The 16,619-nt window shown below is 71.6% G+C and carries 14 protein-coding genes; 9 read left to right on the forward strand and 5 right to left on the reverse strand.

What is annotated here, in order from left to right; all coding sequences use genetic code 11:
- Nucleotides 1-1,439 (forward strand): penicillin-binding transpeptidase domain-containing protein (locus BKE38_RS08390; protein ID WP_278247611.1); only part of this gene is annotated, 1,439 nt, incomplete at its 5' end.
- Nucleotides 1,440-1,490: 51 nt separating this feature from the next.
- Here the strand turns inward: BKE38_RS08390 and BKE38_RS08395 are convergent.
- Together BKE38_RS08395 and BKE38_RS08400 are read right to left on the reverse strand one after the other, a co-directional pair.
- Nucleotides 1,491-3,680 carry a TonB-dependent siderophore receptor gene (locus tag BKE38_RS08395; protein WP_076956874.1) on the reverse strand — a complete coding sequence of 730 codons (2,190 nt, stop codon included), beginning with the start codon at nucleotides 3,678-3,680 and terminating at the stop codon, nucleotides 1,491-1,493.
- A gap of 304 nt (nucleotides 3,681-3,984) precedes the next feature.
- On the reverse strand, nucleotides 3,985-5,367 hold the full coding sequence (locus BKE38_RS08400; protein ID WP_207553530.1) for a GDSL-type esterase/lipase family protein: 1,383 nt from the start codon (nucleotides 5,365-5,367) through the stop codon (nucleotides 3,985-3,987).
- A 196-nt stretch (nucleotides 5,368-5,563) separates the two neighbouring features.
- On the opposite strand from BKE38_RS08400, the gene BKE38_RS08405 reads away from it, so the two are divergent.
- The 3 genes from BKE38_RS08405 (at nucleotide 5,564) to lon (ending at nucleotide 9,740) form a co-directional block, all read left to right on the forward strand.
- The gene (locus BKE38_RS08405) at nucleotides 5,564-6,766 is read left to right on the forward strand and encodes an MFS transporter (protein WP_076956876.1); all 1,203 of its coding nucleotides are present in this window, start codon (nucleotides 5,564-5,566) and stop codon (nucleotides 6,764-6,766) included.
- A gap of 225 nt (nucleotides 6,767-6,991) precedes the next feature.
- Entirely contained in the window at nucleotides 6,992-7,381 is a 390-nt protein-coding gene (locus BKE38_RS08410) for an Hsp20/alpha crystallin family protein (RefSeq protein ID WP_076956877.1), read from the forward strand.
- 1 nt (nucleotide 7,382) lies between these two features.
- Nucleotides 7,383-9,740 (forward strand): endopeptidase La, encoded by a 2,358-nt coding sequence (gene lon / locus BKE38_RS08415; RefSeq protein ID WP_076956878.1) that lies wholly within the window; start codon nucleotides 7,383-7,385, stop codon nucleotides 9,738-9,740.
- Between the two features lie 24 nt (nucleotides 9,741-9,764).
- Here lon and BKE38_RS08420 read toward each other — a convergent pair whose 3' ends face one another.
- On the reverse strand, nucleotides 9,765-10,685 hold the full coding sequence (locus tag BKE38_RS08420) for a heme-dependent oxidative N-demethylase family protein (protein WP_076956879.1): 921 nt from the start codon (nucleotides 10,683-10,685) through the stop codon (nucleotides 9,765-9,767).
- Nucleotides 10,686-10,750: 65 nt separating this feature from the next.
- Entirely contained in the window at nucleotides 10,751-11,269 is a 519-nt protein-coding gene (locus BKE38_RS08425; RefSeq protein WP_083747387.1) for a thermonuclease family protein, read from the reverse strand.
- 88 nt (nucleotides 11,270-11,357) lie between these two features.
- On the opposite strand from BKE38_RS08425, the gene BKE38_RS08430 reads away from it, so the two are divergent.
- Nucleotides 11,358-12,395, forward strand: a complete 1,038-nt coding sequence (locus tag BKE38_RS08430; protein ID WP_076956880.1) for a Bug family tripartite tricarboxylate transporter substrate binding protein — start codon at nucleotides 11,358-11,360, stop codon at nucleotides 12,393-12,395.
- A 15-nt stretch (nucleotides 12,396-12,410) separates the two neighbouring features.
- On the opposite strand, the gene BKE38_RS08435 is transcribed toward BKE38_RS08430, so the two are convergent.
- Nucleotides 12,411-13,133: a cupin domain-containing protein gene (locus BKE38_RS08435; protein WP_076956881.1), complete on the reverse strand. Its 723-nt coding sequence runs from the start codon at nucleotides 13,131-13,133 to the stop codon at nucleotides 12,411-12,413.
- A 136-nt stretch (nucleotides 13,134-13,269) separates the two neighbouring features.
- Between BKE38_RS08435 and BKE38_RS08440 the strand changes: the two genes are divergently transcribed.
- The 4 genes from BKE38_RS08440 (at nucleotide 13,270) to BKE38_RS08455 (ending at nucleotide 16,611) form a co-directional block, all read left to right on the forward strand.
- Complete coding sequence (locus BKE38_RS08440) at nucleotides 13,270-14,007, forward strand: GntR family transcriptional regulator (RefSeq protein WP_076956882.1); 738 nt, start codon at nucleotides 13,270-13,272, stop codon at nucleotides 14,005-14,007.
- A gap of 14 nt (nucleotides 14,008-14,021) precedes the next feature.
- Complete coding sequence (locus BKE38_RS08445; RefSeq protein ID WP_076956883.1) at nucleotides 14,022-14,933, forward strand: NAD(P)-dependent oxidoreductase; 912 nt, start codon at nucleotides 14,022-14,024, stop codon at nucleotides 14,931-14,933.
- 65 nt (nucleotides 14,934-14,998) lie between these two features.
- Nucleotides 14,999-15,349, forward strand: coding sequence for a RidA family protein (locus BKE38_RS08450; protein ID WP_076956884.1), 351 nt, complete (start codon nucleotides 14,999-15,001; stop codon nucleotides 15,347-15,349).
- Nucleotides 15,349-16,611, forward strand: a complete 1,263-nt coding sequence (locus BKE38_RS08455) for an NAD(P)/FAD-dependent oxidoreductase (RefSeq protein ID WP_076956885.1) — start codon at nucleotides 15,349-15,351, stop codon at nucleotides 16,609-16,611. Before BKE38_RS08450 ends, BKE38_RS08455 begins: the two co-directional genes overlap by 1 nt.
- The last annotated feature ends 8 nt before the right edge of the window (nucleotides 16,612-16,619 follow it).

Here is a 16,619-nt window from a genome sequence, read left to right on the forward strand (position 1 = left end):
CGGCGCCGCGCCGGCCAGAGGATCTCGGCCTGGTGCTGCGGCTGCAACGGACGCTCGCGGAAGAAGGCGCCGAAGGCCTCGACCCCGCCGAGCCGCGGCTGCGCGCCAGCATCGATCTTGGATTGCAGGCGCGGCTGCGGCGGCTGGTGGCGACCCACTGGCCGCCCTTGGCCGAGGCCGGCGCCGAGCAATTCGCGCTGATGGCCGTCAGCCGCGCCGACAACCGGGTGCGGGTGGCGATCACCTCGGCGGGCGCCGGCACGCCCGGGGGCGGCTTCGACTATACCGCGGCGCTGCGCTCGCCGGGCAGCACGCTGAAGCCGTTTCTCTTCGGGCTGGCGCTGCAACGCGGACAGCTGACACCCACAGAGATCATGGCCGACGTGCCGGATGGCGCCTCGGGCATCGGCAATGCCGACGGGCAGTTCCTGGGGCCGCTGCTCCCGCGCCAGGCCCTGGCCAATTCGCGCAACGTGCCGGCGGTGACCCTGCTGCGCCGGGTCGGGCTGGAGACGGCGCTCGACCATTTTCATACGCTGGGCCTGACCACTGAAAAGAATACGGGGGCGTATTATGGGCTGGCGCTGGCGATCGGCGGGCTACCGACGCGGATGGACCGGCTGATGAGCGCCTATGCGGCGCTGGCGGATGACGGGGTGATGCAGGGCCTGCGCTGGTATGACGGCCAGCCGCGGCCCCGCCCCCAGCGCATCCTGGCGGCCGATGCGGCGCGGCAGATCGGGCTGTTCCTCTCCGATCCCCAGGCGCGGCTGCCGAGCTTTCCGCGCTACGGCCACACGGAGTTTCCCTTCCCGGTGGCGCTGAAGACCGGGACGTCGCAGGGCTATCGCGACGGCTGGATGCTGGCCTGGTCGGCGGACTGGCTGGTCGGCGGCTGGGTCGGCCGTGCCGATGCCGGGCCGATGCAGGGGCTGGGCGGGGCCAATGGCGCCGGCCCCCTGGTGCAGGCGGCGATGCTGGCGCTGCACGCGGCGACGCCGGACGCCCTGGTCGCCGGCCACCTGCCGGCGCCGAAGGACAGCGCGCCGTCTTCCCTCTGCGCCGAGAGCGGGGCGCCCGACGAGGGGCAATGCCGCCAGGTGCTGGTGGAATGGCTGGCGCCGGGGGCGACGCCACCGGTGATCCGGGCCAGCGCGCCGGCGGCGGCGGTGCCGTCGAGCCTCGCCATCCTGTCGCCCGAGAACAACAGCCGGATCTGGCGCAACCCGGAGACGCCGCCGGCCCTCGCCCGGCTGCGGCTGCGGGCCAGCGCGCCGCCGGGGACCCAGCAGGTGCTCTGGCTGGTCGATGGCGAGCCCTTCGCCACCGCGGCCCCCGGCGAGACCGTCTGGTGGCCGCTGCGCCCGGGGCGCCACCGCATCGAGCTGCGGCTGCCCTTCGCCGAAAGCGGCCGCAGCATCAGCGTCAGCGTCGAATGAAAAAGGCCCGGGGGATCGCTCCCCCGGGCCTGTTCTGGAAAGGCGTCCCGCTTACCAGCGGTAGGCCAGGCTCGCCAGCACGTTCAGGCGGTTGCCGTAGAAGCAGCCATTCACGCCCGAGCAGCGGCCGACATAGCGGGTGTCGGCCAGGTTGCTGCCGGTCAGCGAGAACTCGAAGCCCTTCATGGTCTCCGAGAAATGCGACAGGTCGTAGCGCAGCCCGGCATCGAACAGCGTGGTCGAGGGCACGACGCGGCCGTTGACGTTGTCGGTCGCGGTGTTGCCCAGGTAGCGGAAGCCGGCGCCGATGGTCAGGCCCGACAGCGGCTTCGCGAAGTGGACGAAGGTGTATTCGGCATAGAGGCCGGCATTCAGCTTCGACACGCCGGCCGGGCGGTTGCCCACCTCGCCCGTGGTGTTGCTCTTGGTGATCTCCGGATCGAGCATCGAGGCCTGGCCGATGACGCTGACGCCATTGCCGAGCTCGGCGACGCCGTCGAGCTCGACGCCGCGCACCCGGATCTCGCCCACCGCCACCTGCTGGAAGGCGAAGCTTGGATCGGCGGTCAGGGTGTTCGCCTGGGTCAGGTGGAAGGCGGCCAGCTGGACGAAGCTACGCATGCCGGTCGGCTGCAGCTTGATGCCCACCTCATACTGCTCGCCCTCCAGCGGCTTCCAGGCATTGCCGGCGCCGTCGGTGCCGATCTGCGGCTGGAAGGAGCGGGCATAGGAGGCATAAGGGGCGAGGCCGTTGTCGAAGAGGTAGAGCGCGCCCAGCCGCCAGGTGAAGGCGTCGTCGTTCTGGTAGCGGCGGGCGCCGCCGGCGTCGCGGTCCTCGATGTCGGAATAGGCCCAGTCCTGGCGGATGCCGGCCAGCAGCACCAGGCGGTCGAGGCGCATCTGGTCCTGCAGGTAGAGCCCGTACTGGCTGTTCACCTGGCGGACATTGTCATAGGGCGTCGGCAGCGCGCCGACCGGGGCGCCATAGACCGGGCGGAAGACGTCGAGCCCGGTGCCGTTCGAGAACTGCTGCGCGTTGCGGTAGTTGATCTGGCTGTAGTCGAAGCCGGCCAGCACCGTGTGGCGCAGCGCGCCGGTGGTGAACTCGGCCTTGACCTGGTTGTCCACCTGGATCGCGTTGGTGTCGATATTGGCGCGGTAGTTGAAGCGGTTCAGCGTGCGCTGGTCGGCCTGCAGCCCGCCGCCATAGACCTGGTCCCAGTTGATGCTGGCGCGCGAGTAGCGCAGGTTCTGCTGCACCGACCAGACATTGTCGAAGCGGTGCGAGAATTCGTAGCCGACGCCCACCTGGGTGCGGTTGAAGCGATCGAAGTTCGGCTCGCCGGTGAAGCGGTCGCGGGCGATGCGGCCGTTGATGGTCGGCACCACCGTGCCCTCATAGGGGAGGAACTGGTTCCCCGAGGTGCGGTCGCGCTGGTAGTAGGTCATCACCGTCAGCTGGGTGTTGTCGGTCGGGCGGAAGGTCAGCGACGGCGCCACGAAGATGCGGTCGTCCTTGACCTGGTCCACCGCCGTGTCGCTGTCGCGCACCAGGCCGGTGATGCCGTAGAGCCACTGCCCGTCCGGCGTCAGCGCGCCGGTCGCCGTGCCCTGGGCCTGCAGCCGGCCATGGCTGCCGGTGGTCAGGCGGACCTCGCCGGCGGGGACGTCGCTCGGCCGGCGCTGCACCATGTTGACCAGGCCGCCCGGGGCGATCTGGCCATAGAGGACGGAGGTCGGGCCGCGCATCACCTCGTAGCGCTCGAGCCCGTAGGTCTCGAAGGCGGTGCCGGCATAGCCGGTGTTGTAGCGCAGGCCGTTCAGGAAGATGCCGTTGTCCTGGGCGTTGAAGCCGCGGATCTGGAACCAGTCGGTGCGGCTGTCGGTGCCGTAGTTCTCGCCGCGGACGCCGGCGGTGTAGCGCAGCGCCTCGCCCAGCGTCTGCGCCTGGCGGGCGTCGATCTGGTCGCGCGGCACCACCGAGATCGACTGCGGGTTCTCGATCAGCGGCGTGTCGGTCTTGCTGCCGGTGATCTCCTGGCGGGCGACGAAGCCGCGCACCGGGTCGAGCGCGCGCTCGGCCTGGGTGGAGACGTCGACATCGGGCAGGATCATCTGGGCGGGAGCTTGCGCCGGCGCCTGCGCGAAGGCCGCGACCGGCGACAGCGCCGTGGCGGCGAGCAGGCCGAGCAGGCGCCGGCGGCCGCGGCGGGCGTCTGATCCGGAGGAGAGCGACAGCATCCCAGTTTCTCCTGGCGGGTCCTGGATCAGGAAGCCAAGGGGCTTCCCGGATGGCCCGGTGGGTGACATGCCGCCGCATAACTAAGAATGACTATCAGATGCAATGAATGTTTCCGGCGGAGGTGCAGAAATGTCACGCGCTGTGGCGCCGGCGCCGCATCCGTGCCGCAAGGTCATGAAAAACCGGGACGAAACCCACGCTACAGCGTGGCGGGATCGCGGCGATCAGGCATCGGTCCCGGCACGCGGCCGCAAAAAGCCCCGGCCGAGGCCGGGGCTGCTAAGGCGTCGCCGTGTCGCTGGGTCAGCGCGGCGGCAGCACCGCGGCGGGGGCGATGGCGCTGCCCATGGCCAGGTAGCCGGCGCGGTTGGGATGCAGCTTGTCGCCGGCGGCGCCCGTGGTGGAATCCGGCACCATCTCTGGCCGCAGCCCGCCGCTGGCCGGATCGCGGGTGACGGCATCGAAGTCGACCACCGCGTCGAACAGGCCCGGGGAGGTCAGGAAGGCGTTCAGCCCGCGCCGCTTCTCGTCCTGCTCGGCATGGCCATGCGCCGGGCTGCTGCTGCCCAGCGCCGGGGTCACCGTCGCCGCCACCAGGCGGATGCCGGGGATGGCGTCGCGCAGCCGGCGCACCCCCTGGCGCATGCCGTCCTGCACCGCCTCCAGCGTCGCATTGCCGTTGCGGCTGAAGTCGTTGGTGCCCTCCAGCCAGATCAGCGTCCGCACCCCGGAGAGGCTGATAACGTCGCGCTCCAGCCGGGCCAGGGCCGAGGGGCCGCCGGGGAAAGGCTTCTCCACGGAATAGTCTGCCGGGCCCACCACCTGGTTGCCGCCGATGCCGGCATTGACCACGGCGACCCGGTTGCCGAGGCGGGCATGCAGCCGGCGCGACAGCACGTCCGGCCAGCGGTCGTCGCCGTTCATGGTGGAGGCGGTGCCGTCGGTGATGGAATCGCCGAAGCAGACGATGACCGGCGTGCCGGCGGGCGCCGTCATGTCGACCGCGTCCAGGAAGAACCAGGAGGCGGTGGAATAGGGGAAGCTTTCCTCCCCTTCCTCGGCGCCATGCGCGCCGCTGCCGGGGGGCGAGACATAGGAGGTCTGCAACGCCTTGGCGTGCCAGGTCATCGGACCGCTGCTGCCCTCGACGGCGAAGGAGACGGCCAGCTTGCGCCCGGCCAGCAGCGGGCTGTCGGGGTCCTGGGCGAAGGGCAGCTCGACCGCGTCCGACCACACCTGGCCGCCGGGCGCGATGGTCACGCCATTCTGGCCGCCGAAGCGCACCGCCCGGTTGGTGCCCGGCACCAGGGCGCCGCCGCCGAGCTGCAGCCCGGCATGGACGCCGCCGATGCGCAGCGGCCGCGAGCCGAAGGCGTTGGAGAAGCGCAGCCGGGCGCTGCGGCCCCAGAGGTCGGGGCGGACCACCAGGCGGAAGCTCTGGTCGCGGGCGCCCTGGGCAGGGTCGGGGAAGGCGAAGGACTGGTTCGGCTGGGCCGAGGGATTGCCGATCGGATAGGGACCCTGCACCGAGCCGGCCCAGGCGGTGACCCAGCCCTGGCCCGGCGGCAGAGCGGCCCCCATGGCGGCGTTGGTGACGGCGTTGCCTTGGGCAACGGCGGCGCCGCCCGCGGTGGTGGCGGCGGTGGAGGCCAGCAGCATCAATCGGGAAAAATTCCTGCGCTTCATGGCGGCGTTTCCTCTCTGCACCCCGGCTCTGCGTCCGGCGGCGGAAGAGTTCCACGCTTCCGCGTCCCGGCAAAGCCGCATCCCGCGATCCAGCCGCCCCGCCGGACGCGGCCGTCATGGCAGCGATGTCGCGCCGCCGTCTGGTCGGGGCCGCGGCCGGGGCCTAGGCTCACGCCAAAAGCGAGGAAAGCCAGGAATGGATCGGCACGAGCGCCTGCTACTCACCAAGATCTCCGGCGCGCATCTGGTCAGCCACCTGCATATCCTGATCCTGCCGCCGCTCTTCCCCCTGCTGCGCGACAGCATGGGGGTGAGCTTCGTCGAGCTCGGCCTGGCGCTGACCATCTTCAACGTGGTCTCGGCGCTGACCCAGACGCCGGTCGGCTTCCTGGTCGACCGGGTCGGGCCGCGGCGGCTGTTGGTGGGCGGGCTGTGCCTCGGCTCCTTCGCCTTCGTCTCGGTGGGGCTGTTCGGCAGCTACTACTGGCTGCTGGTGGCCGCCGCCCTGGCCGGCATGGCCAACAGCGTCTACCACCCGGCGGACTACGCGCTGCTGTCCAAGGGCATCGGCGAGGAGCGGATGGGGCGCGCCTTCTCGATCCACACCTTCGCCGGCTTCTTCGGCGGCGCCATCGCGCCGCCGCTGGTGCTCGGCCTGGCCGCCGGCTTCGGGCTGGAGACGGCGCTGGTGGTGGCCGGCGCCACCGGCTTCGTCGCCGCCCTGCCCCTGCTGCGCGCCGATCCGTCGGTGCAGCCGGCGGCGCCGAAGGTCGCCAGGGCCCGGGCCGCCGCTGCCGCCCCGGGCGCCGTGCTGTCGGGGGCGATCCTGGCGCTGACGCTGCTCTTCATGCTGCTCAGCCTGTCGAACGGCGCGATGCAGAATTTCTCGGTGGCCGCGCTGAGCGCCGGCTATGGCGTGGCGCTGGGCCCGGCCAATGTGGCGCTGACCGCCTATCTGCTGCTGAGCGCCTTCGGCGTGCTGGCCGGCGGCATCGTCGCCGACCGCACGCGGCACCACGGCGCGGTGGCGGCGCTGTCGCTGGGCGGCGCCGGGCTGCTGGTGCTGCTGGTGGCGCTGGTGCCCCTGCCGCCGCTGGTGCTGGTGCCGGTCTTCGGCCTGGCCGGCTTCCTGTCCGGGCTGATCACCCCGTCGCGCGACATGCTGGTGCGCGCCGCATCGCCCCCGGAGGCGGTGGGCCGCACCTTCGGCATCGTCTCGACCGGCTTCAACATCGGCGGCGCGGTGGGTCCGCTGATCTTCGGCTGGCTGCTGGACCACGGCCGCCCGGAGTGGGTGTTCCTGCTCGGCTTCGTCTTCATCGCCATGACCGTGATGGTGGCGCTGCTGACCGAACCCCGCGCCAAGAAGCGCCCCGCGCTGGAGCAGGGCGCCGACTGAAAGAAGAAGATGAGGGAGGCCTGGAGGGAGAATTCTTTCTCCCGCGAGCCTTTCTTTCCTTTACTTCGTTTGTTGCGCATGAACTTTCAAGATCGCGGTTTCGCGTTGCGGCCATGCTCCAGCCGGATGCTTGGCGTGCCCTGGGCTGCTTCCCATCTGCTCGCCTGAGTATCTTGCCCTTTAGGTCCGTGGCCGCCCAAGCGGCGGCATGGAGAGGCCGAGCCGATGTCGAGACCCCCCGCCCATCTGATGTGGGCCGATGCCCTTGCCCTGATGAGCCGTGCCGAGCAGCTGCGCCGCGGCTTCTTCCAGCCGGTCGCCGCCGGCTGGGAGCCGCCGGTCGACCTGCTGGAGACCGAGGGCGCGCTGGTGATCGTGGTGGCGCTGCCGGGCGTCGCGGCGAATGACGTGGAGCTGGTGGTGGGCGGCGGCGAGATCGCCATCCAGGGCCTGCGCCGCCTGCCGCCGGCGCTGCGCAGCGCGCGGGTGCACCGCATGGAGCTGCCGCAGGGCCGCTTCGAGCGGCGCGTCGCCCTGCCCCCCGGAACATTCGAATTGTCGCGGCGCGAGCTGGCCGATGGCTGCCTGACCATCGTGCTGCGGAAGGTGGCCTGACATGGACACGCATTCTTCTTCCTCGACCCCGAGCGACACGCTGATCCTGGTCGGGCTGCCCGATCTGGTGCTGTTTCCGGGCATGGTGGTGCCGGTCTCGGCGGACCAGGCGGGCAGCGCGGCTGCGCTGCAGGAGGCGGCGCGGCAGGGGCGGCCCCTGGCCGTGGCGCTGCAGCGCGAGGGCCGCAGCGGCCAGGCGCTGGAGGACCTGCACGGCATCGGCACCGAGGCGCGGCTGCTGCGCTATGTCACCTCGCCCGACGGCCGCACGCATACCGCGATCCTGCAGGGCGTGGGGCGCGTGCGCCTGCTCGCTGAAGCCGAGCCCGGCAGCGTCCGGGTCGAGCGGTTGCCGGATGCGGCGGCGTCCGCCAGCACCGAGCTCGCCGCGCGGATGCACCGCCTGCGCGAGCAGGCGCTGGAGGCGCTGCGGCTGATCGGCCAGGCGCCGCCCGAGCTGATCGCCTCGCTGCAGGGGCTGGAGGAGCCGGGGCCGCTCGCCGACACCGTCGCCGCGCTGATCGACGTCACCCTGCCGCAGAAGCAGGAGATCCTGGAGACGCTGGCGCTGCCGGCGCGGCTGGACCGGGTTCTGTGGCACCTGGCCTATCGGCTGGAGGTGCTGCGGCTGTCCGCCGATATCGGCCGGCAGACGCGCGAGACCATGGAAGGCCGCCAGCGCGAGTTCATGCTGCGCGAGCAGCTGAAGACCATCCAGAAGGAGCTCGGCGAGGGCGACGAGCAGGGGCCGGAGGTCGCCGCCCTGCGCGAGAAGCTGACCGCCGCCGGCATGCCGGAGGATGTCGAGAAGCAGGCGATGCGCGAGCTGCGCCGGCTCGAGCGGATGCCCGAGGGCAGCGGCGAGGCCGGCATGGTGCGCAGCTACCTGGAGACCCTGGCGGAGCTGCCCTGGACGCTCGGCGAGGCCGCGGCGATCGACATCGCCCGCGCCCGCGCCGTGCTTGAGGAGGAGCATCATGGGCTGGAGAAGATCAAGCGCCGCATTCTCGAGTTTCTTGCGGTGCGCAAGCTGAACCCGGAAGGGCGCAGCCCGATCCTGTGCTTCGTCGGCCCGCCCGGGGTTGGAAAAACCTCGCTCGGCCAGTCGATCGCGCATGCGCTGGACCGGCCTTTCGTGCGGGTGTCGCTGGGCGGCGTGCATGACGAGGCGGAGATCCGCGGCCACCGGCGCACCTATGTCGGCGCGCTGCCGGGCAACATCATCCAGGGCATCCGCCGCGCCGGGGCGCGCGACGGGGTGATGCTGCTGGATGAGATCGACAAGCTCGGCGGCGGCGGCTTCCAGGGCGACCCGGCCTCCGCGATGCTGGAGGTGCTCGACCCCGAGCAGAATTCGACCTTCCGCGACGCCTATCTGGGGGTGCCTTTCGACCTCAGCCGGGTGCTGTTCATCGCGACGGCCAACCAGCTGGACACCATCCCCGGGCCGCTGCGCGACCGCATGGAGATCGTCGAGCTGTCCGGCTACACCGCCGAGGAGAAGCAGGCCATCGCGCGGCGCTACCTGGTGCCGCGGCAGCTGAAGCAGAACGGGCTGGCGACGGACCAGGCGGCGCTGCCGGAAGACACGCTGACCCGCATCGTCGAGGATTATACGCGGGAGGCCGGGGTGCGCGGGCTGGAGCGGGAGATCGGCGCGGTGCTGCGGAGTGCCGCCATGCGCGTCGCCGAGGGCGAGGCCACGCCGATCCCGCTGCCGCCCGAGGCGCTGTCGTCCATCCTGGGGCCGAGCCGCTTCGACCCGGAAGTGGCGGGGCGGGAGGCGATGCCCGGGGTGGTGACGGGGCTGGCCTGGACGCCGGTCGGCGGCAGCATTCTGTTCGTCGAGAGCACGCGGGTGCCCGGCAGCGGTCGGCTGATCCTGACCGGCCAGCTGGGCGACGTGATGAAGGAAAGCGTCCAGGCGGCGCTGACCTTGGTGAAGGGGCGCGCGGACAAGCTGGGCATCGACCCCGCCGTCTTCGAGCGCAGCGACATCCACGTCCATGTCCCCGCCGGCGCCACGCCGAAGGACGGGCCCTCGGCCGGCGTCGCGATGTTCCTGTCGCTGTCGTCCCTGCTGCTGGGCCGGCCAGTGGAGCCCGCGGTCGCCATGACCGGCGAGGTCAGCCTGCGCGGGCTGGTGCTGCCGGTGGGCGGCATCCGCGAGAAGGTCACCGCCGCGGCGCGGGCCGGCATCACCACGGTGATGCTGCCGGCGCGGAACAAGCGGGACTGGGACGACATCCCGGCCAGCGTCAAGGCGAAGCTGCGCTTCGTCTGGCTGGAGACGGTGGACGACGCCCTGGCCGAGACCCTGCCGCCCGAGGCCCTGCCGCGCGCGGCGGTCCCGGCCTGACGATCGGCGCGCGGCGGCAGGGCTTCAGCCGCCGCGCGCCACCTCGGCCTCGAGGTAGTCGAGCAGCGCCGGGCGGAAGGGCAAGAGGCTCTTGTAGCGCTCCATCTCCGGCGGCAGGGCCAGCACGGCCTCGCGCAGCCGGGCGGCCTCGCCGGGCCGGGCGGTGACGGTCGCCAGCGGCGTCACATGCAGGCGGATGCCGAAGACCACCAGCCCGCTGTCGGGCAGCCGGCGGAAGGTCTGGCGCTCGACCCGCAGCACCAGGTCGCTTCCGGCATTCGCGGCGGTGATGGCGCTGTCGGGCTCGGCGCGGCCATGGCCGGTCGGCTGGAACAGCGCCGGGTCGTCGATCACCGACCAGTTCGACCGCACCGCCAGCCGCCCGGGCTTCAGCAGGCCGAGGAAGCGGTCCACCGGCCGCTCCAGCTTCTCGGCATAGAAGGGCACCGGGCGATGCACCGCCCCCAGCAGCCGGCCCATCTTCTCGGACAGCCGCCAGCGGCTGGGAAAGCAGAGCACGGCGCCGACCAGCCGGATGTCTTCGCCTTCCTGCTGCAGCAGGCAGAAATCCTCCTGGGCGAGGCGTCCGGCCTCGGCGAGCGGATCCTCGCTGCTCAGCGGATGCCGCGTGCCCAGGAGGTGGTTCTGCAGGCTCCCGCCCGCGGCCTCGAACCAGCCCGGATAACGCTGCGGCAGATGCGCGACGAGGATGGAAAAAAGCTCCTGCTGGGCGGCTTCGGTGCCGGGGACGGCCTCGATCACCTCGGCGCGGCGGGTGGCGATCAGCCGCGCCCGCTCGGCAAGCTGGTCAGGATACTCGGCGTCGATCTCCAGCCACTCGGCCTCCGGCGCCGATTGCAGGCCCAGCGCCATGCGGAAGGCGCCGGTCTCATAGGGCAGGTGCAGGACGGGCGGCGGCAGGGCCAGCAACTGGTCCGACGGCATGCAGGGTGCCTCACGCAGGGATGCGGCCCGATCCTGCCGAGCCCGCCTGCGCCGGCGCAAGAGGTTCAGTCGCGGCTGCCGGCCCCGCGCGGCCAGGTCCAGGGCGCCAGCCGCGCGCCGCCGGGCAGCGACCACAGCCCGCGCCCGGCGCGGCGCGCCTCGGCCTCGATCGAGAGCAGCACCGGATCCTCCGGCTGCCGCCGCGACACCCAGGCGGCGCCGAGCCGCAGCATGACCTGCCCGGCCTCGTAGCCGGCGACGAAGAGCTTGCCGCTCAGCTGCTGCTGCCCGTCGATGCCGATGACCAGGCCGGTGACCAGGCCGATGGCCTCCTGCTGCCAGGCGAGCGCGGTCAACGCCTGGCGGGCATGCTCGCCGAAGGGCTGGTCCGGCGCCGGCGTGTCGATATCGGCCAGCCGCATGCGCAGCCGCTGCTGGTTGGCCTGCAGCAGGGTCAGGCTGCTGCCGTCATGGACATGGATCACCCGGCCCGCCACCTCATGCGGGGCGGCGCGGGCAGGCCTGGCGCGGTCCTGGACGGCCAGGAGCAGGAAAAGGGCCGTGCGGCGGTGGAACGGCGGCATGCCGGCAGCATAGGCCGGTGGCCCTTAACCGGGCGTAAGACGGGAACGGTGCCTTCTTCGCCCCGGGCGCGGATGGCGGAGGAAAGGCGTGCGGCACGACAGGGCGGCGGGAAGCCAGGGCGGGTTGGCGCGGCGGCGGCTGCTGGCGGCCTGTTCCAGCGGCCTGCTGATGGGTGGCGGCGCCGGGCCGGTGCCAGGGACAGTGATGGGGACAGTGATGGGGACGGGGAGCGAGGCCGCCGGCGTCGTCCTGGTGGTGCCCACCGCCCCCGCCGGCACGACCGACTTCGCCGCCCGGCTGCTGGCGCCGCTGCTGGCGCGGCGGCTGGGCCAGCCGGTCACGGTGGAGAACCATGCCGGGGCCAATGGCGCCGCCGGCACCGCCGCCGTCGCCGCCGCCCGCCCCGACGGGCTGACCCTGCTGGTGCAGTACTCCGGCTACCATGTCGCCATCCCGGCGATGCTGCCGGCGATCGGCTACGACCCGCTGCGCGACTTCGTCCCCGTCGGCCTGCTGCTGGACAGCCCGCAGGTGCTGTTCGCGCATCCCTCGGTGCCGGTGGCCAATGCCGCCGAGCTCGCCGACTATGCCCGCGAGCGGCCGGGCGAGCTGCGCTTCGCCTCTTCCGGCCCCGGCTCGATCCAGCATCTGGGAATGGAGCTGTGGAAGCTGCGCGCCAGGGTCGATGTCCGCCACATGCCCTATCGCGGCACCGGCCAGGCGACGCAGGACCTGCTGACCGGCAGGGTGCAGCTGTTCATGACGACACCGCCGCCGCTGATGCCCTATGTCGCCGATGGCTCGCTGCAGGCGCTGGCCATCACCTCGGCCGAACGCCACCCGTCCCTGCCCGCGGTGCCGACGCTGGCGGAATCCGGCCTGCCGGGCTTCGTGCTGCTGGCCTGGTTCGCCGTCTTCGCCCCCGCTGCCACCCCGGCCCCGGTGCTGGCCCGGCTGCAGGCGGCGGTGGCCGCCGCGGTGCTCGACCCCGACTTCCGCCGGCGCGCCGAGGGCCAGGGGGCGGTGGTGCATGTCCTGTCCCCTGCCGCCATGACCGCCCGCGTCACCCGGGAGCTGGCGGAATGGCGGGAGGTGGTGCAGGCGGCGGGGATCCGGGGGGAGTGACCTCCCCCTCGCGCCTCAGGCCTCGGAGAAGCAGACAAAGACCTTCTTCACCGGCACCGTGTTCTCCCAGGCGCAGGGCGTGCCGCGCGGGATCAGGAAGCCCTCGCCCGCCCGGAAGGTCGAGGCGATGCCGTCGGGATCGGTGATGGTCACCGCGCCTTCCAGCAGGAACATCAGCTCGTCATGGCCAAAGGCGTTCGGCTTGCGGGCATAGGGGGTCGAGCCCCAGACGCCGATCTCGAACTGCTCGGTGCTGTCCTCGAAGCTCATCCGCTTGGCGCAGCGCGGCGCTGTGGTGGTCAGCAGCGCGGCCGAGGGCCCGCCGCAGGGCTCGAGCGGCGAGGTCAGGTCCGGCCGCACCGGTGCCGGCGCCGCGCCCTCGCCCGGCGCTTCGCCGACATAGGACATGACGACCAGCCGGGTGCCCGCGGCATTGTCCCAGGCGCCCGCGAAGCCACGCGGCAGCACGATGGTCTCGCCGGCCTCGACGGTCTCGCTGCCGACCGTGACGGCGCCCGCCTGGACCAGCAGGAAAACATGCTTGCCGAGCGGCGGCACCGTGCCGGCGAAAGCCGAAAGCTCCGCCTCCGCCACGGCATAGCCATGCTCCGGCTGGTCGCGCAGCATCCGGCCTTCGGCCAGGCCAGCGCCTGGCAGCCAGTCCAGTGCGGCCAGCGATGCGCCCGCGCGGGCCGGCTGGCGGAAATCGAGGAGCGAGGTGGTCAGGCTGGCGCTCACAGGCAGGGTTCCTTGGCGTTGCGCGGCATTTCCCGGCACCTTCCCTGAAATCGAGGTCCTGGGGAAGGGCGCCGCCGCGACGAGGCCGTCACCGGCTTGACACGTATTCAGAACTGTATTCACTTTTCCCTCCAGCATGACCGCTGACGACGCCGCTCCCGCCGCCGCCTCAACCCCGCCCGGCCGCTCCGCCGACCGGGTGCATGAGCAGGTCAAGGCCATGGCCGTCACCTACCGGCTGCGGCCGGGGGAGCGGGTCAACGAGGTCGAGCTCGCGCGCGCTCTCGGTGTCAGCCGCACCCCCCTGCGCGAGGCGCTGAACCGCCTGGCCGCCGAGGGTTTTCTCATCGCGACCGCCAACCGCGGCTACACCGTGCGGCCGCTGGACCCGAAGCGGGTGCTGACCCTCTACGAATACCGCGCCATGCTCGAGGTCGGCGCGCTGCGACTGGCCGCCGAGCGCGCGACCGATGCCGAGCTCGCCGCGCTCGAAGCCTTCGCCGAGCGCAGCCGCGACGAGCCCGACGACGATATCCAGGCGCTGCGCCTGCTGGCGCTGGACGAGCAGTTCCACGAGCGCCTGGCCCAGCTGTCCGCGAACGAGGAGATGGTGCGCTCGCTGCGGTCCCTGAACGAGCGCGTCCGCTTCATCCGCTGGATCGACATGCGCAAGGGCCGCCGCCCGACGACGCAGCAGGAGCATCTGCAGATCCTCCGCCATCTGCGCGCCCGCGACGCCGAGGCCGCAGCACAGCTGATGACCCGCCACATCACCCGCCGCCTGGAGGAGATCAGCGAGATGATCCGGGCCGGCTTCGCCGAGATCTACACCGACAATGCCCTGGCCGCCCAAGCCATGGGCGACGTCGCTTGAAGAGGAAAAGAACAATGCGCGCTGTCTTCGTCGATGCCAATGCCACCCTGGGCGCCGTCGCCCAGCGCCTGCACCGCGCGGAGGACATGCCGCTGCAGGTCAATATCCAGCCCGACATCACCTCGGACCAGCTGCCGGCGCTGCTGGGCGATGCCGAGATCGCCATCATCGACCACACCCACCTGCCCACCGACATCGCCAAGGCCTGCAAGGGTCTGAAGCATGTCGTCTTCCTCGGCACCGGCGCCCGCAGCTACATGAACCCCGAGGAGCTGGCGGCCATCGGCATCGAGGTGCATATCATCAAGGGCTATGGCGACACCGCCGTCGCCGAATGCGCCTTCGCCCTGATGTGGACCGCCGCCAAGGGCTTCGCCCGCATGGACCGCGGCATGCGCGCCGGCAACTGGCTGCGCAGCGACGGCGTCCAGCTGACCGGCAAGACCGTGGGCCTGATCGGCTATGGCGGCATCGCCTCGGAAATGGCCCGCCTCTGCCGCGGCGCCGGCATGAAGGTCCAGGCCTGGAACCGCTCGCCGAAGACCGCCGAGGGCGTCACCTTCACCGATCTCGACACCGTGCTGGCCACCAGCGACGTCCTCTCCGTCCACCTGCTGCTGAACGACGAGACCCGCGGCTTCCTCGGCGCCGACAAGCTCGCCAAGGTCAAGGACGGCGCCATCCTGATCAACACCGCCCGCGGCGCCGTGGTCGACGAAGCGGCGATGATCGCGGCGCTGGCCTCGGGCAAGCTCGCCCATGCCGGCCTCGACGTCTTCGATGTCGAGCCCCTGCCGGCCAACCATCCCCTGACCCAGGTCGAGAACGTCACCCTCTCGGCCCACTCGGCTTTCCGCACGCCGGAAGCGTCGGACAATCTCTTCGAGGCAGCGCTGCAGCATTGCCGTCGGATCGAAGGCAAGTAAGAAAGCGCTGGGGGGAAGTATCCCCCCAGGCCCCCTTCTATTTTTATCAGAAAGAAAAGCCAAAAATGACCGATATCAGCAGGCTCGATCAGAACGCCCGCCGCTCCCGCGCGGTCATCCACGGCGACACCATCTACCTCGCCGGCCACACCGCCGACGACCGCAGCCAGGACGTCACCGGCCAGACGAAGCAGGTGCTCGCCAAGATCGACGAAATGCTGGCAGCCAGCGGCAGCGACAAGTCGAAACTGCTGAACATCACCATCTGGCTCGCCGACATGGCCGACTTCGCCGCCATGAACGCCGTCTACGACGCCTGGGTCGTACAGGGCCACACCCCCGCCCGCTGCTGCGGCGAGGTGAAGCTGGCCCTGCCCGACATCCGCGTCGAGATCATGGCGATCGCGGCCCGCTGATGCGCCACGTCGCCGTCATCGGCGCCGGCATCGAGGGCGCCGCCAGCGCCCTCGAGCTGCTGCGCGCAGGGCACCAAGTGACCCTGCTCGACCCCGGCGAGCCGGGCGCCGACCAGGCGGCAAGCTTCGGCAATGCCGGCTGGCTTTCCACCATGTCGGTCATCCCGCCCAGCGGCCCGGGGCTGTGGAAGCAGGTCCCCGGCTTCCTGCGCGACCCGCTTGGGCCGCTGGCCATCCGCTGGTCCTACTTCCCCCGCGTCCTGCCCTGGCTGACCCGCTATCTCCTCGCGGGCTGGACCGAGCAGCGCGTGCTGAAGATCGCGCAGAACCTGCGCCCGCTGCTCAAGGATTCGCCGCAGCTGCACGCGACCCTCGCCGCCGAGGCCGGCGTTGCCCACCTGATCGAGCATCGCGGCCTGATGCACGCCTACCCCTCCCGCGCCGCCTTCGAGAAGGAAGCGATGGGGTGGCGCATTCGGAAACAGGTCGGCATCTCATGGACCGAGCTGGACGCCGAGGCGCTGCACGCCCTTGAGCCGCATCTCGACCCCTCCTACAAGTTCGGCATCCTGATCGAGGAAGCCGGCCGCTGCCTCGACCCCGGCCGCTATGTCGCCGCCCTCGTCGCCCAGGCCGAGCGCCAGGGCGCCACCCGCCGCCGCATCGCCGCGACCGGCTTCAAGGTCCATGCGCAAAGGCTGCAGGCGGTGGAGCTGGCCGATGGCACCACGCTCGCTTGCGACGCCGCGGTGATCTGCGCCGGCGCCCGCTCCAAGCCGCTGGCCGAGCGCGTCGGCGACTTCGTCCCGCTGGAGACCGAGCGCGGCTACCACGTCATGTTCCATGGCGCCAACGCCCTGCCCCGGCATTCGATCAACCTGTCGGCCGCCAAGATGGTGGTGAACCCGATGCAGGACGGGCTGCGCGCCGCCGGCCAGGTGGAGATTGCCGGGCTCGAGGCCGCGCCCAACTGGAAGCGCGCCGAAATCCTGCGCGACCATTTGCAGAAAAGCTTCCCCGGCCTGCCGAACCCCTATCCGGCGGATCGCGTCACCACCTGGCTCGGCCACCGGCCCAGCATGCCGGACGGCATGCCCTGCCTGGGCCCGGCCAGCGCCACGCCGGATGTCGTCCTTGCCTTCGGCCATGGCCATGTCGGCCTGGTCGCCGGCGCCCGCACCGGGCGGATCGTCGCGCAGCTGGTCTCCGGCCAGCCGACCGAGATCGCCATCGACGCCTTTTCCCCGCGCCGCTTCCGCTGAGGCCGCGC

This window comes from Teichococcus deserti, from assembly GCF_001982615.1.
GTDB lineage: Bacteria > Pseudomonadota > Alphaproteobacteria > Acetobacterales > Acetobacteraceae > Pseudoroseomonas > Pseudoroseomonas deserti.